This is a genomic window from Stenotrophomonas indicatrix, assembly GCF_002750975.1.
Lineage (GTDB): Bacteria > Pseudomonadota > Gammaproteobacteria > Xanthomonadales > Xanthomonadaceae > Stenotrophomonas > Stenotrophomonas indicatrix.
The window spans coordinates 2,183,498-2,196,430 of sequence record NZ_PEJS01000001.1 but is presented as its reverse complement, the minus strand read 5'-3'; the positions used below and the strand labels follow the sequence as shown (position 1 = coordinate 2,196,430).

13 protein-coding genes are annotated in these 12,933 nt (G+C 67.5%); 4 read left to right on the top strand and 9 right to left on the bottom strand.

The genetic code is table 11. The features are described 5' to 3' along the window. Positions 1–51: 51 nt before the first annotated feature. A complete protein-coding gene (locus CR918_RS10165) occupies positions 52–1,383 on the bottom strand; it encodes an Nramp family divalent metal transporter (RefSeq protein ID WP_099842726.1) in 1,332 nt (443 codons plus the stop codon). 117 nt (positions 1,384–1,500) lie between these two features. Between CR918_RS10165 and mntR the strand changes: the two genes are divergently transcribed. Further along, complete coding sequence (gene mntR, locus CR918_RS10160; RefSeq protein ID WP_025878571.1) at positions 1,501–1,977, top strand: manganese-binding transcriptional regulator MntR; 477 nt, start codon at positions 1,501–1,503, stop codon at positions 1,975–1,977. Between the two features lie 62 nt (positions 1,978–2,039). Here mntR and CR918_RS10155 read toward each other — a convergent pair whose 3' ends face one another. From CR918_RS10155 to fabR, 3 genes are all read right to left on the bottom strand, one after another. Continuing rightward, positions 2,040–2,588, bottom strand: coding sequence for a thioredoxin-like domain-containing protein (locus CR918_RS10155; protein ID WP_099842724.1), 549 nt, complete (start codon positions 2,586–2,588; stop codon positions 2,040–2,042). Next, positions 2,578–4,737 (bottom strand): TonB-dependent receptor plug domain-containing protein, encoded by a 2,160-nt coding sequence (locus CR918_RS10150; RefSeq protein WP_099842722.1) that lies wholly within the window; start codon positions 4,735–4,737, stop codon positions 2,578–2,580. The genes CR918_RS10155 and CR918_RS10150 overlap by 11 nt, the downstream gene beginning before the upstream one ends. A gap of 196 nt (positions 4,738–4,933) precedes the next feature. Next, positions 4,934–5,590: an HTH-type transcriptional repressor FabR gene (fabR, locus tag CR918_RS10145; protein WP_025878574.1), complete on the bottom strand. Its 657-nt coding sequence runs from the start codon at positions 5,588–5,590 to the stop codon at positions 4,934–4,936. A gap of 92 nt (positions 5,591–5,682) precedes the next feature. On the opposite strand from fabR, the gene CR918_RS10140 reads away from it, so the two are divergent. Then, on the top strand, positions 5,683–6,753 hold the full coding sequence (locus CR918_RS10140; RefSeq protein ID WP_051584920.1) for a ferredoxin reductase: 1,071 nt from the start codon (positions 5,683–5,685) through the stop codon (positions 6,751–6,753). Between the two features lie 13 nt (positions 6,754–6,766). Beyond that, positions 6,767–7,915, top strand: coding sequence for a fatty acid desaturase family protein (locus CR918_RS10135; protein WP_025878576.1), 1,149 nt, complete (start codon positions 6,767–6,769; stop codon positions 7,913–7,915). 4 nt (positions 7,916–7,919) lie between these two features. Here CR918_RS10135 and CR918_RS10130 read toward each other — a convergent pair whose 3' ends face one another. The 5 genes from CR918_RS10130 to CR918_RS10110 form a co-directional block, all read right to left on the bottom strand. Next, positions 7,920–8,258 (bottom strand): tetratricopeptide repeat protein, encoded by a 339-nt coding sequence (locus CR918_RS10130; RefSeq protein WP_099842720.1) that lies wholly within the window; start codon positions 8,256–8,258, stop codon positions 7,920–7,922. After that, positions 8,258–8,833 (bottom strand): flavin reductase family protein, encoded by a 576-nt coding sequence (locus tag CR918_RS10125; protein ID WP_099842718.1) that lies wholly within the window; start codon positions 8,831–8,833, stop codon positions 8,258–8,260. Before CR918_RS10125 ends, CR918_RS10130 begins: the two co-directional genes overlap by 1 nt. Next, positions 8,830–9,459, bottom strand: coding sequence for a superoxide dismutase (locus tag CR918_RS10120; RefSeq protein ID WP_099842716.1), 630 nt, complete (start codon positions 9,457–9,459; stop codon positions 8,830–8,832). The genes CR918_RS10125 and CR918_RS10120 overlap by 4 nt, the downstream gene beginning before the upstream one ends. Positions 9,460–9,776: 317 nt before the next feature. Beyond that, on the bottom strand, positions 9,777–11,300 hold the full coding sequence (locus tag CR918_RS10115) for a thioredoxin family protein (protein WP_099842714.1): 1,524 nt from the start codon (positions 11,298–11,300) through the stop codon (positions 9,777–9,779). Between the two features lie 99 nt (positions 11,301–11,399). Next, positions 11,400–11,879 (bottom strand): GNAT family N-acetyltransferase, encoded by a 480-nt coding sequence (locus CR918_RS10110; RefSeq protein WP_099842713.1) that lies wholly within the window; start codon positions 11,877–11,879, stop codon positions 11,400–11,402. A gap of 54 nt (positions 11,880–11,933) precedes the next feature. Between CR918_RS10110 and CR918_RS10105 the strand changes: the two genes are divergently transcribed. Then, complete coding sequence (locus CR918_RS10105) at positions 11,934–12,869, top strand: TIGR03571 family LLM class oxidoreductase (protein WP_099842711.1); 936 nt, start codon at positions 11,934–11,936, stop codon at positions 12,867–12,869. Positions 12,870–12,933: the final 64 nt, after the last annotated feature.

Sequence of the window (12,933 nt, the reverse complement as noted above, 5' to 3'; positions counted from 1 at the left end):
GGTCGCCAGCGGTAGCGCCGGGCCATGCCCGGCGGATTCCCACCGCGCGGATCAACCGGCTGCGAACGTATCCACCAGCAGCTTCACGTTCAGCACCACGATCACCAGCGCGATCACCCAGGCAATGCCGCCCAGCCAGCGCGGTGCCACCAGCGCACCCATCGTCACTTTGTCGGTCACGATGCGTACCAGCGGGATGATCGCGAAGGGCAGCTGCATGGACAGCACCACCTGGCTCAGCACCAGCAGCTTCACCGCGCCCTGGTCGCCGAACAGCATGATGACCACCACCACCGGAATGATCGCCAGCGCGCGGGTGATCAGCCGCCGCAGCCACGGCGGCAGGCGCAGGCGCAGGAACCCTTCCATCACGATCTGCCCGGCCAGTGTCGCGGTCACCGTGGAGTTCAGGCCGGAGGCGAGCAGTGCCACCGCGAACAATGTCGAGGCCAGGCCGACGCCCAGCATCGGTGCCAGCAACTGGTGCGCCTGCTCGATGTCTTCCACGTCGAAGCGGTCGTTGGCATGGAATACCGCCGCCGCCAGGATCAGGATGCTGGCGTTGATGAACAGCGCCAGGGTCAAGGCAAAGGTGCTGTCGGTCACCGCCCAGCGCAGCGCGCTGCGACGGCCTTCATCGGTGCGTGGATAGGCACGGGTCTGCACGATGGAAGAATGCAGGTACAGGTTGTGCGGCATCACCGTGGCACCGATGATGCCGATGGCGATGTACAGCGCATGCGGATCGGTGACCACCTGCGCGCGCGGAATGAAACCGCCCAGCACCTGCATCACCGGCGGCGCGGCCAGCGCGATCTGCACCATGAAGCAGCCGAAGATCACCAGCAGCAGTGCGATCACGAAGGCTTCCAGCGCGCGGAAACCGCGGTTCATCAACAGCAGCACCAGCAGCGTGTCCAGCGCGGTGATCACCGCGCCCCACAGCAGCGGCAGATCGAACAACAGTTTCAGCGCGATGGCCGTGCCGATCACTTCGGCCAGGTCGCAGGCGATGATCGCCGCTTCGCACAACGCCCACAGCGCCAGGTTCACCGGCTTGGGGTAGCGCGCACGGCAGGCCTGCGCCAGGTCCATGCCGGTGGCGATGCCCAGCCGTGCCGACAGCGCCTGCAGGATCACCGCCATCAGGTTGGAGATCAGGATGACCGACAGCAGCAGATAGCCGAAGCGTGAGCCACCTGCGAGATCGGTCGCCCAGTTGCCCGGATCCATGTAACCCACCGACACCATGTAGCCGGGGCCCAGGAAGGCCAGCAGCCGGAACCACCAATGGCCCTTTTCGGGTACGGCGATCGACGCGTTGAGCGGACCCAGGCTGGCCGCGGTGGAGGCCGGAGAGTCGGTGGGCGCGACAGTGTTCATGGCTGCCAATATAGCCACTGCTATATCGCATAGCAATGTGAAACAATCGTCTTTACTGCGTCACTGGTCCAGAATTCAGGTTCGCACCCGGATGACAACTGCAGGACAGGCACACGCGTGGGCAAGACGGACGATTCGACATCGCTGAAAAGCACCCCCTTGATCGAGGCCGAGCGCCAGGTCGAGAGCTTCCGGCAAGTGCGCGAGGCACACCGGATGGAGCTGGTGGAGGATTATGTCGAGCTGATCTCCGACCTGCTGGCCGACGGCGGCGAGGCCCGCCAGGTCGACATCGCCACCCGCCTCGGTGTGGCCCAGCCGACCGTGGCGAAGATGCTGCGCCGGCTGGCCCGCGATGGCTGGGTGGTGCAGCGCCCGTACCGCGGCGTGTTCCTGACCCCGGAGGGCGAGGCGCTGGCCCATGCCAGCCGCCAGCGCCACCAGACCGTGGAGCGCTTCCTGCTGGCGCTGGGCGTGGACCCGGATACCGCGCGACGTGATGCCGAGGGCATCGAGCACCACGTCAGCGAACAGACGCTGGCGCTGTTCGACGCATTCGTGCGCAAGGCCGAGGGCGGTTCCGCCGAACGGTAGCGCCGGGCCATGCCCGGCGGGCGCGTTGCCGCCTCACGCATTTCGCCGGGCATGGCCCGGCGCTACCGGGGTTGAGCGCCGTCATCGGGGCAGTGCGCCTGCTGCTGCGCACATGCCTGCTTCCACCATTCCTGCAGTACCGGTTGCAGCCCGCGGTAATGGCGCCCCTGCCAACCATTGGCCAGCACCGCGCCCTGCGCATCGATCAGCACCAGGTTGGGCGGGGCCGGGCCCGCCAATGCCTGCAGCGCTGGCATGCGCTGCGCACGACGCGGGTCCAGCACCGGCCACGGCATCTGCTGCAGGTGCATGTAGCGCCGCAACGCCGCCTCGCTTTCATCCAGGCTGACATACACCACTTCGGTATCGGCGCCGGCCTCGCGCAGCGCGTCACGCACGCCGCGCAGGGTCGGCACGAAAGCGTGGCAGGGCGCGCACCAGTCGGCGCCGAAGTACAGCGCGATCAGCGTTGGCGGTGGCGACCACTGCATCGGGCGCAGGGCACGTGGCTCGGGCCGCATCAGCGAGGCGGAGACCTGCGCATGCAGGTCGGCAGCCACTGCCGGCCATGCCAGTGCCAGCAACAGCGCGGGCAGCCAGCTAGAACGCATAGCGCAGGTTGACGTACCACGAGCGGGCGAAGCGAGGACCGTACACGTAATCGCTGTCGCGCAGCGCGCCGCTTTCCAGATCCTTCTGCCGCTGGTCGAACACGTTCTTGACCCCCGCCGCCACCGACACTTCCTGCTGTGCCTGCGCACCCAGATGGCGATGCCAGCGCGCGCCGAGGTCGGTGACCAGGAAGGCGCGGGTGCGATGCAGCTCGCCCAGCCGGTTGTTGAGCACCGGCATCGATCCGGTGTGGCGCAGCGCCAGGAACGTCTCCCAGGGCTCGGCCGGCATCCAGCTGAGTTGGGCCAGGCCGGTCCAGCGCGGGGTTTTCAGATAGTCGCGGCTGTCGATGACGGTGTCGCCGCCGTCGGCGGTGTCGTCGAAGATGCGCTGCGGCTCGCGGAACTGCGAGCGGTACCACGATGCGCCGGCAGTCAACCGCCACTGCGGGGAGGGCTGCCAGCCGAGGTTGGTTTCCACGCCCAGCACGTTCGAGCCGGAGGCGTTGTAGCGCAGCTGCGTCAGCTGGCCATCATCGCCGCGCTGGATCTCGCCCAGCGCGAAGGTATCGCGGATGCGTGCGTAGGACGCGGTGGCATCCCAGCTCCATACCGGGTCGGCCGGGTCGGAGCGCCAGTCGAACCCGAACAGGGTGGTCAGCGCGCGCTCCTCCTTCAGGCCACGGGTGTTGCGCACGCGCACCTGCTCGCCGCCGAGGGTATCGACGTGGACATCCTCGACGAAGATTTCCGGCGCACGGAAGCCGGTGGCGATGCCCGTTCGCCATTTCAGCCGTGGCGTGGCCTGCCAGGCCAGGGCGATACGCGGTGAGAACACGGCGCTGTCCAGTTCCGAACTCTTGTCCACGCGCGCGCCCAGCACCAGGTCGACGTCCTCGCGTACGCTCCATTCGTCCTGCACGAACGCGCCGAGGTTGTGGAAGGTTGCATCCTCGAGCACGGCCAGGCGCTGGCCGGCACCATCGCGATTGTCGTCACGCAGGCCCTCATGCTTGTACTGAACGCCGAACGCCAGCGTGTGTGCACCCAGCCGCCAGTTCAACTGGCTGTCGATGTAGTGCAGCGGGTTGTGGGTGCGCCCGTACTGGCGCCATGAGCGTGATGCGGGGCTGCCCGGTACGTTCGGGTCCAGTTGCGAAGGATCGTAGCCGGGTGCGGACGGATCGGTGACCACGTCGCCGAGTCCGCCATAGAAACTGTCGCGGTCGATGTCGGCGAAGGCATAGGCCAGGCGGAAGTCGACGTCGCCGCTCACCTCCTGGTCCCATGACAGGCTGCCGCGGCGGTAGTTCGTGTCCAGCGATTCGGCGATGTTGGCCAGGTGTTCGGGCTGGTCCAGGCGGTTGCCACCGCGACGGCTCTCATCGGTCACCTGCAGGTCCAACCGCAGGCGCGTGCCCGGAGTGGGCGCATACCAGGCCTGCAGGCCACCGACCTTGAGGTTCTTGCGGGTGATCTCGGTATAGCCGTCGCCGTTGTAGTCGATGCCACTGTTCCAGTTGCGCTGGGCGATCACCGACAGTCCCGCGTCGGCCTCGCTGGCGACCAGATCCAGACGCACGTCGGCGTTCTTCTGCGGCGTGCCCTTCAGAACATCCACGCCCGCCTGCACATGGCCGCCGCTGCGTGCCGGCAGCGGCGGAACCAGATTGATGACACCGGCTACGGCGCCCGGCCCGTACAGCGACGAACCACCGCCCTTGACCACTTCGATGCGGTCGACGAAGCCGGCGGGAATCTGTTCCAGCCCATACACACTGCCCAGCGTGGACAACAGTGGAATGCCATCGAACAGCAGCTGGTTGTAGGCACCGGGAAGGCCCAGCAGCTGCACTTCGCTGGTGTTGCAGTTCTGGCAGTTGCTCTCCACCCGCAGGCCGTTGATCAGCTCGACCGCGCGGGAGAAGTCGGTGGCCGCGCGCAGGGCGATGTCCTCCTTGCGCAGTACCTCGGTGCGGATCGGCACGTCCGACAGCAGGCGTTCGCTGCGGGTGGCCGTGCTGACTTTCACCTGCACGCGGTCCAGCTCGGTAGGCGAAGGCGGTGCGGCGAATGCGGTCACCGGCAGGGCGGCGGCAATACCGGCAGCCAGCGGCAGCCGGCGGAGAAGGGAGGCAGCAATGCGCATGAGGGCGTCGTCCTTGGGAAGGGAGGGCGGCGAGGGCGACCTGGCTGGCGCACATGAAAGCAGATGGTCATCAACATAGCAATTGCTATATTGGGGTCTCGGCGCGTGCGTGAACCGTGGCCTTTACTCGAACGTAATTGTTATAACATTACACAATGCGCACACGTGTGTGCCGGTGGTCATGCACCGGAAGCGGTCAGCCGCGGCGGAAGGCGGCGGGAGTGCGCGCGCCGACGATGATCATGCGGATCATCGTGGAGATCTGTTCGACCAGTTCCGGATCGTTCTCAGGGGGCTGGTCCATGGCCGAAGCGCCCATCGCAAACACCAGCCGGGTGATTGCCATCGACACCAGTTCCGGCTTGTACAGCACCGCGCCATCCAGTGCGGCCAGGCGCACCAGGTCATGCTGCAGTTCTTCTTCGAAGTAGTGCAGTTCGCGTTCGACCGCGTGCTTGAAATCGTCCGAGCCGACCGCGCCTTCGCGCAGCAGTACGTGCAGCAGCTTGTCGTCGGCACGCAGCTGTTCCATGAAGGTTTCCACCGACACGCGCACCACGCTGGTGGCGCTGGACGTAGCGCGCTGGCGGGCTTCGCCGATGATGGTGCGCAACGAGCGCCCAGCCACGTCGATCAAGGCGACGGCCAGTTCGTCCATGTCGCGGAACTGGCGGTAGAAGCTGTTGGGTGCGATGCCCGCCTCGCGGGCGACTTCGCGCAGGCTGAGGGTGGACAGGCTGCGATGCGGGCCGATCAGTTTCAACGCGGCGGCCAGCAGATCTTCGCGGCTCACCGTACGGCGGGCCGGGCTGCTGGCATCTTCAGGCGGAGACAGAACGGTGGCGGCGGCCATGGTACTTCCGGAGGGGCAAGGCTGAATCATACCCAATCCGCTGCAATATACACATGTATACACAGCTGTGTGTGCGGCCGTATAGTGCATCCATGAGCGCTGTCGTCCGTCCTTCCCTGTTTTCCCCGTACCGCTGGCTGTCGCCGTCGCTGTTCGACTTCTGGGCGGGCCAGCTGAATCCGTTGTGGACCCTGCGTGAGCCGATGGCCCGCCTGGTACGGCGCGAGCCGGCCGGCGAGGGCGCCGCTACCCTGGTCCTGCGCTGCAACCGGCACTGGGCCGGGATGCGCGCCGGCCAGCACGTCACCCTGGGCGTCGAGCTTGAGGGGCGTGTATTGCGCCGCAGCTACAGCCCGACCCGCCTGGGCCGTCGTGAGCTGGCCATTACCGTCAAGGCGGTGGAAGGCGGCAAGGTCAGCCAGCATCTGGTCGCGCATGCCAAGCCGGGCGACCTGTTCCGGCTGGATGCGGCCTTCGGTGATTTCCACATGCCCGCCGCAGCGCCGGTACTGCTGCTGGCGGCAGGCAGCGGCATCACGCCCATGCGCAGCCTGCTGCGCGACGCCTGCCAGCGCCCGCTGGCGGCGCCGGTCGACCTGTTCTACTGGGAGCGCAGCGCCGCGGCGTTCCAGTTCCGTGATGAACTGCAGGCGCTGGCCGCAGCGAACCCGAACCTGCGCGTGCATCTGCTGACCACCCGCGAAGGCGAGGTGCCGGCCGCGCGCATCGACAGCCACACGTTGGCCGTTGCCGGTGACGACACCCCGCTGGCGCAGCGCCATGTGCTGGCCTGTGGCCCGGATGGCTTCGTTGCCGCTGCGCGCACGCGGCTGGCGCAGCAGGTGGCCGGTTTCCAGGCTGAAGCCTTTACGCCGCCTGCGGCACTCAGTGATGCCGACAGCCTGGGTGAGGTCGCATTGACCCTGGCCCGCAGCGGCCGGCGGCTGATCGTGCCGCGTGGCCGCTCGCTGCTGGAAAGCCTGGAGGCGCAGGGCATCGCGCCCAAGCACGGCTGCCGCATGGGCATCTGCAACAGCTGTACCTGTGAACGCGTCAGTGGCACCACCCGCCACCTGCGCACCGGCGATACCCAGTCCGAAACGGCCGTGCCGGTGCGGATCTGCGTGAGCGCGCCGACCACCGACCTGACCCTGGATCTCTGAGGACTCCGCTGCCATGACCCGCGCTACCGACCGTGCCCTGAGCCCTGCCGAGATGCAGACGTTTGGTGAGGAACTCGATGCGATCCGCGACCGTGTGATCGGCAGCCTCGGCGCCTCCGACACCCGTTACATCCGCCGCGTCGCAGCGGCTGTGCGCTGGTCCGGCGTGCTCGGCCGCAGCCTGCTGTTCCTGGGCGCGTTCTCTCCGTTGTTCTGGGCGCCGCTGCTGTGGCCGGCCTGCATCGCCGGCACGCTGCTGCTGGCGCTGGCCAAGATCCTGGAAAACATGGAACTGGGCCACAACGTGATGCACGGCCAGTACGACTGGACCGGCGATCCCAAGCTCAACGGCAACACCTACGAATGGGACATCGTTGCCACCGCCGACAACTGGCGCAAGACCCATAATTTCCGCCACCACACCTACACCAACGTGCGTGGCATGGACGATGACATCGGCTATGGCCTGCTGCGCATCTTCCCGGAACAGCGCTGGAAGCCGTTCTACCTGCTGCAGCCGATCATCGCACCGATCTTCGCGCTGCTGTTCCAGTGGGGCGTGGCGGCGCAGGACCTGCGCCTGGGGCGCTGGTTCAAGGGCCGCATCAGCAGCCGTGCGATGTGGCTGCAGACCCGTCCGGTGGCCCGCAAGATGATCCGCCAGGTGCTGAAGGACTACGTGTTCTTCCCGCTGCTGGCCGGTCCGTTCTTCCTGCCGGTGATGCTGGGCAACATGGTGGCCAACGGCCTGCGCAACATCTGGACCTACGTGATCATCTTCTGCGGCCACTTCACCGCCGAATCGGAAACCTTCCCGAAGGAATGCCTGCGCAATGAATCGCGTGGCCACTGGTACCTGCGCCAGCTGCGCGGTTCGTCCAACATCAGCGGCGGTTTCGTGATCAACGTGCTGTCGGGCAACCTCAGCCACCAGATCGAGCACCACTTCTACCCGGACCTGCCGGCCAACCGCTATGCGGCCATCGCCAAGGAAGTGAAGGAAATCTGCCGGCGCTACGGCCAGCACTACAACAACGGCTCGCTGCCGCGGCAGTTCACCCAGGTGGTCTGGCGGATCCTGCGCCACGCGTTCCCGAGCAAGCCGCGCCGCCTGCCGATGCCGGACATCATGCCGGCACCGGCGTCGGCCAACGCCGGCTGAGTCTTCAGCCGGCCTTCGCCAACAGCGCAGGTGAATCGCGATCGAGCCTGCGCAGGAACACCTGCATTTCCTTGCAGGCCTGCTGGTCGCCCTTGCTGCCGGCCACGCTGAGCCCGCGCTGCCACGCTTCGCGCGCCGCCTGCGGCTGGCCACCAGCCAGCCAGGCCTTGCCCAGCAGCTTCCACGCCGCCGAATAGTCCGGGTCCAGCACCACGCAGCGGCCCAGATGGGTGGCTGCGCGCACCGGGTCGCCGGCATCCAGCCAGCTCTTGCCCAGGCCGAAGCGCAGCAGTGCGCTGTCCTTGCCGGCGGCAAGCATCCTCTCCAGCGTTTCGATGTCCATCAGCGCACCTCCAGCAGGGTTTCCACCGGTCCCGCCTGGAAGCGGCCGCGATGAAACAGCAGCGGCGTGCCGCCTGCTTCCTGCACATCGACAATGCGCCCGGCCAGCAACAGGTGATCGCCGACCGGCCACTGCGCGTGGCGGGTGCAGGTGAGATGGACCACGGCACCGGCGATACGCGGTGGAGCGTCTTCGCCGTCATCCAGCAAGGGCACATCGGTGAATCGATGGCGCACCTGCGGATCGGCGAACCGGCGCGCCAGGGCTTCCTGGCCAGCGCCGAGCACGCTGATCGCAAAGCGGGTGGCGCGCTGGAACGTGGACAGGCTCTGCGCATGCAGGGCGAGGTTCCACAGCACCAGTGGCGGCTGCAGCGAGATCGGCACGAACGAGTTGATGGTCAGGCCCTGCGGTTTTCCCTGTGCGTCGCGGGCGCAGACGATCGCCACGCCAGTAGGGAAATGGCCGAGCAACCGCCGCAGCGCACGCGGCGGCAGGCTGACCGATGGCACCGGTGCCGGAGCGGGGAACACCCCCGCCCACGGCCCGGCGTATGCACCGGAGTCCGCGTTCATGCGGCCCTGGCCTGGCGGTAGCGCCGGCCGACCTCGGCCCAGTTGATGAGGTTGAAGAACGCACCGATGTAGTCCGGGCGACGGTTCTGGTAATGCAGGTAGTAGGCGTGCTCCCAGACATCCAGGGCAAGGATCGGGGTGTTGCCGGAGGCGCCCACCGCCGCGCCCATCAGCGGGCTGTCCTGGTTGGCGGTGCTTTCGACCTGCAGGCGGCCATCGCGATCGACGGTCAGCCACGCCCAGCCACTGCCGAACCGGGTCTGCGCGGCCTTGCTGAAGGTTTCCTTGAAGGCGTCGTAGCCACCGAGGTCGCGATCGATGGCCGCGGCAAGCGCGTCATCGGCGGTGCCGCCATTGGCGCTGAGCACGGTCCAGAACAGGCTGTGGTTGGCGTGGCCGCCGCCGTTGTTGCGCACTGCACCGCGGATCGATTCGGGCAGGGCGTCGAGGTCGGCGATCAGGGTTTCCACCGGTTGTGCCGGCAGGCCCGCCTGTTCCAGCGCGGCATTGAGGTTGTTGACGTAGGCCTGGTGATGCTTGCTGTGATGGATCTCCATCGTGCGCGCATCGAAGTGCGGCTCGAGGGCGTCGTAGGCATAGGGGAGGGCGGGAAGCGAGTGCGGCATCGAGACAGTCTCCGTGGGGAAGGCCAGGGGTATGGCCGTGGGGAGACTGTTATCGCACCTCAACATTGGTTGAGGTCAAGCGGGGTGGTTGAAAAGAGGGCGCTGTCGGCACGTTGACTGTCCCGGGATCACGTGGGCGGATGGGCCCATGCAGGTCCGCCCACGCAGGACAGGTCCACGCGCCGGCGCGGAGGCGACGTCAAAGGCGAGAGCAGAAGCAGCAGGGTAGTGCCGGCCGCTGGCCGGCAGCGGGTGATGGTCGGGGCTGCCGGCCAGCGGCCGGCACTACCTGTATCCGTCGAATCCTGCGTCTGGCGTCAGCTCAACCATTCCCTGCAACCGCTATCAACCTGATCACCACAGGCCGCCTGCATCCGCTGCTGCAGCCGCGCCAGCGTGTCCGCACCCTTGTGCTTGGCGCTCCACGACTGCAGCTGCCCGGCCAGCCGTTCGAAGCGCTGGCGCGTGCGCTGGTGGTAGCCGGACGGCTGCTTGTCCAGCTCGGCGATCAAGGCCTCGGTGGCCTGCTCGATACGCGGTGCATCATCGGGTGCCAACCGCAGCAGGCCTTCTACGTACAGCACGCCCCACTGCACGCGCGTGGCAGGGCCCTGCGCGCCTTCATAGGCACGCTTCAGCCATTCCAGGGCGCCGGCGCTATCACCACGCTGCTCGGCCAGTTCGGCCAGCTCCGGCATGTAGTAGTAAGGCTGCTCGCTGCGCTTCAGCTCTGCCAGCAGCAAGGCCTCGGCGCCCGCATCGTCATCGACCTGACGCAGCGCGTAGACGGCGCTGCTGATGGTGGCCTGGCGCGCGTGTGCATCGGTAGCCGCGGCATCGGCGGCGGCCACGCGCTGCTTTACGCGCTGCACCAGTGCTGCCGGCAGCGCGCCTTCAGGCTGCCGCTGGCGTGCCAGCGCCAACTCGGTCAACGCACGTGACAAGGCATCGTCTGCGCGATCACCACGCGCGGCGTCGGCACGTTCCAGTGCGACCAGCAACTGCTGGCCGAGGGCATTGCTGCTGGCCGGACCAGCGCTGGCCTGCTTGACCAGCCCGGCGCCGGCATACCCCAGCAACTCGCGGTTGCGACGTACCTCCGCCGGTTGAGCCAGCACCGCCTGCAACAGTTCGCGTACCTGGGTGGGCGCTGCCGTCGGTTTCTCGGCGGTAGCCAACGCGAGCAGCGCGAAGCGACGCTGCAGCGCAGGCTCGGGTGCGGCCTTGGCCAGCTGCTGCAGCACGTCCTGGGCGCTGCGCTTGCCAGCCAGGCGGTTGGCATCCACCTCCCAGCCGTAATCGCCCAGTACCTGCCAGTCTTCGGCGCCAAGCGTGGCCGGCGTCGCCAGCGCGGTCGCAAGTGTTTCGGCGACAGCGCTGCGGCGGCTGGCGGCGACGGTCAGGGCCCGGGTCAGTTCGGCCGCGTCGTTGCCGCCGGCCACGCGGGTGATTTCGTTGCGCTGCGGGTCGAGCACGATCAGGGTTGGATAGCCGCGCACGCCGAAGCGTTCGCCCCATGCCTGCGCGCCTTCTTCGTCGCCGTCCAGGTAGACCGGCACGAATTTGCCGGTCAGTGCGATGAAGGCCGGATCCTTGAACAGCCCTGCCTTGAGCTGGTTGCACGGCGGGCACCACACCGCGCCCCAGTACAGCAGCACCGGCTTGCCACTCTCGGCGGCTTCGTTGAACGCATCATCCACGTCGCCCTGGCGCCAGGCGATGGCGGAGGCCGGGGCGGTCGATGCCGCCTTTGCCGTCGGTACCGGCGCGGACGCGGGGGAGCAGGCGCTCAGGGCCGAGGCCAACAGCAACAGGGAAAGCGCGACGCGCATCGGCAGCATCTCGAAGGACAGGGTGGTGGGCCATTGTAGGAACGGTCGGGGTGCTGGCTGATGCAGTTTGCTTATGTCGCACGCGCAGCACGGCATGTGGGCGGGGTATCAGTGCGGACCAGGGGGCGCAGCCACCGCAGCGGGCACCGCCAACACCAACGGCTGGTAGATCAGGCCGTGGTACTCGCCGACGTCGCCATCCAGCACGAACCCATAGTGTTCGTAGGCCGGCACCGCGTTGAGCGAGGCGCGCACGGTCATCTGCGGGCCGCGTACCTGCGGCAGCACCGACTGCAGCAGGGCACGACCGATGCCTTGTCCCTGCAGCTCCGGCGCGACGAACAGCATCGCCAGGTGCTGGCCCGCCTTCAGTTCCACCACGCCGACCACACGGCCCTCCTGTTCGGCCACCAGGATGTGGTTGTCACCCTGCAGGCGCTCGGCGAAGGCGCTGGCTGCGGCCACGTTGCCGAAGGTGGCGATGCCCTCGGCGGTAAGCATGGGCGCAACGGCTGCAGTGAAGGCCGCCATGCACACCGCGCTGATTGCGGGCAGGTCATCGACGTGGGCGGGACGGATCCTGGGCATGCGCTGTACTTCCTGTTGTGGGACGCCATCAATGCCCCACGCTAAGCTGGCGGCATGACTGATTTCAATCCTGCCCATGCACGTCTGTTTCCAAAGCAGGGCTTGAGCCTTGGCCTGATGACGCCGGTGGCCGCACACGGCCTGGCCGATCTACTGGAGGCGCGCCGCGTCGCCCGGCTGGCCGACGATCTGGGCTTTGCCGCGTTGTGGACCCGCGATGTGCCGCTGATGGTGCCGCAGGGGCCGGATGCGACCGCCAGTGCGCTGGATGATCCGTTCCTGTGGCTGGGGATGCTGGCCGCGGCGACCGAGCGCATCGTGATCGGCACTGCGGCCATCGTGCTGCCGTTGCGGCAACCGCTGCAGGTGGCGAAATCGGCGCTGACGCTGGACCGGATCAGCGGTGGACGCTTCGTGCTGGGGCTGGGCTCGGGTGATCGACCAGAAGAGTTCGCGGCCTTCGGCGAGGACCTACAGGGCAGGGTGGGCACCTTCCGCGAGCGCTGGTCGCTGCTGCGTGCGGCGCTGTCCCCCGAACCCTCCGAGCGCGCGCCGGTGTTGCAGGCAACCGGTGGATACGACGTACTTCCTAAGCCGGCAAGGCGCATTCCGATGCTGGTGGTCGGTACTGCGCGGCAGAGCCTGCAGTGGATCGCACGCGAGGCCGAAGGCTGGGCGACCTATCACCGCGAAGAGACCGCGCAGGAAGGGCGCATCGGTCTGTGGCAGCAGGCGCTGGCCCAGAGCGGCGGCGCGCCCAAGCCATTCGTGCAGTCGATGCTGCTGGACCTGCAGACCGATCCAACTGCGCCGGCGGAGCCGCTGCCGCTGGGCCTGAAGGTGGGCCGCGATGGCCTGCGCGCGTACCTGCAACGCGTACACGCGCAGGGTGTGGCGCATGTGATGTTCAACCTGGTGGACAACGGCCGGCCGGTGGACGACGTACTGGGCGAGATCGGCGAGCACGTCCTGCCCGATACGCGTCGGTAGGTGTCCACCTTGGTGGACACGCCGCAGGTATCCGGCATGTTCGCATCTGCGTATCATTCTCATT

What these genes read in the sequence shown, in the direction of transcription:
- CR918_RS10125 (WP_099842718.1), bottom strand. Translation starts at nt 8,833, where the DNA reads ATGAACGCGGACTCCGGTGCATACGCCGGGCCGTGGGCGGGGGTGTTC.
- fabR (WP_025878574.1), bottom strand. Translation starts at nt 5,590, where the DNA reads ATGGCCGCCGCCACCGTTCTGTCTCCGCCTGAAGATGCCAGCAGCCCG.
- CR918_RS10140 (WP_051584920.1), top strand. Translation starts at nt 5,683, where the DNA reads ATGAGCGCTGTCGTCCGTCCTTCCCTGTTTTCCCCGTACCGCTGGCTG.
- CR918_RS10110 (WP_099842713.1), bottom strand. Translation starts at nt 11,879, where the DNA reads ATGCCCAGGATCCGTCCCGCCCACGTCGATGACCTGCCCGCAATCAGC.
- CR918_RS10115 (WP_099842714.1), bottom strand. Translation starts at nt 11,300, where the DNA reads ATGCTGCCGATGCGCGTCGCGCTTTCCCTGTTGCTGTTGGCCTCGGCC.
- CR918_RS10155 (WP_099842724.1), bottom strand. Translation starts at nt 2,588, where the DNA reads ATGCGTTCTAGCTGGCTGCCCGCGCTGTTGCTGGCACTGGCATGGCCG.
- CR918_RS10130 (WP_099842720.1), bottom strand. Translation starts at nt 8,258, where the DNA reads ATGGACATCGAAACGCTGGAGAGGATGCTTGCCGCCGGCAAGGACAGC.
- CR918_RS10165 (WP_099842726.1), bottom strand. Translation starts at nt 1,383, where the DNA reads ATGAACACTGTCGCGCCCACCGACTCTCCGGCCTCCACCGCGGCCAGC.
- CR918_RS10135 (WP_025878576.1), top strand. Translation starts at nt 6,767, where the DNA reads ATGACCCGCGCTACCGACCGTGCCCTGAGCCCTGCCGAGATGCAGACG.
- CR918_RS10120 (WP_099842716.1), bottom strand. Translation starts at nt 9,459, where the DNA reads ATGCCGCACTCGCTTCCCGCCCTCCCCTATGCCTACGACGCCCTCGAG.
- CR918_RS10105 (WP_099842711.1), top strand. Translation starts at nt 11,934, where the DNA reads ATGACTGATTTCAATCCTGCCCATGCACGTCTGTTTCCAAAGCAGGGC.
- CR918_RS10150 (WP_099842722.1), bottom strand. Translation starts at nt 4,737, where the DNA reads ATGCGCATTGCTGCCTCCCTTCTCCGCCGGCTGCCGCTGGCTGCCGGT.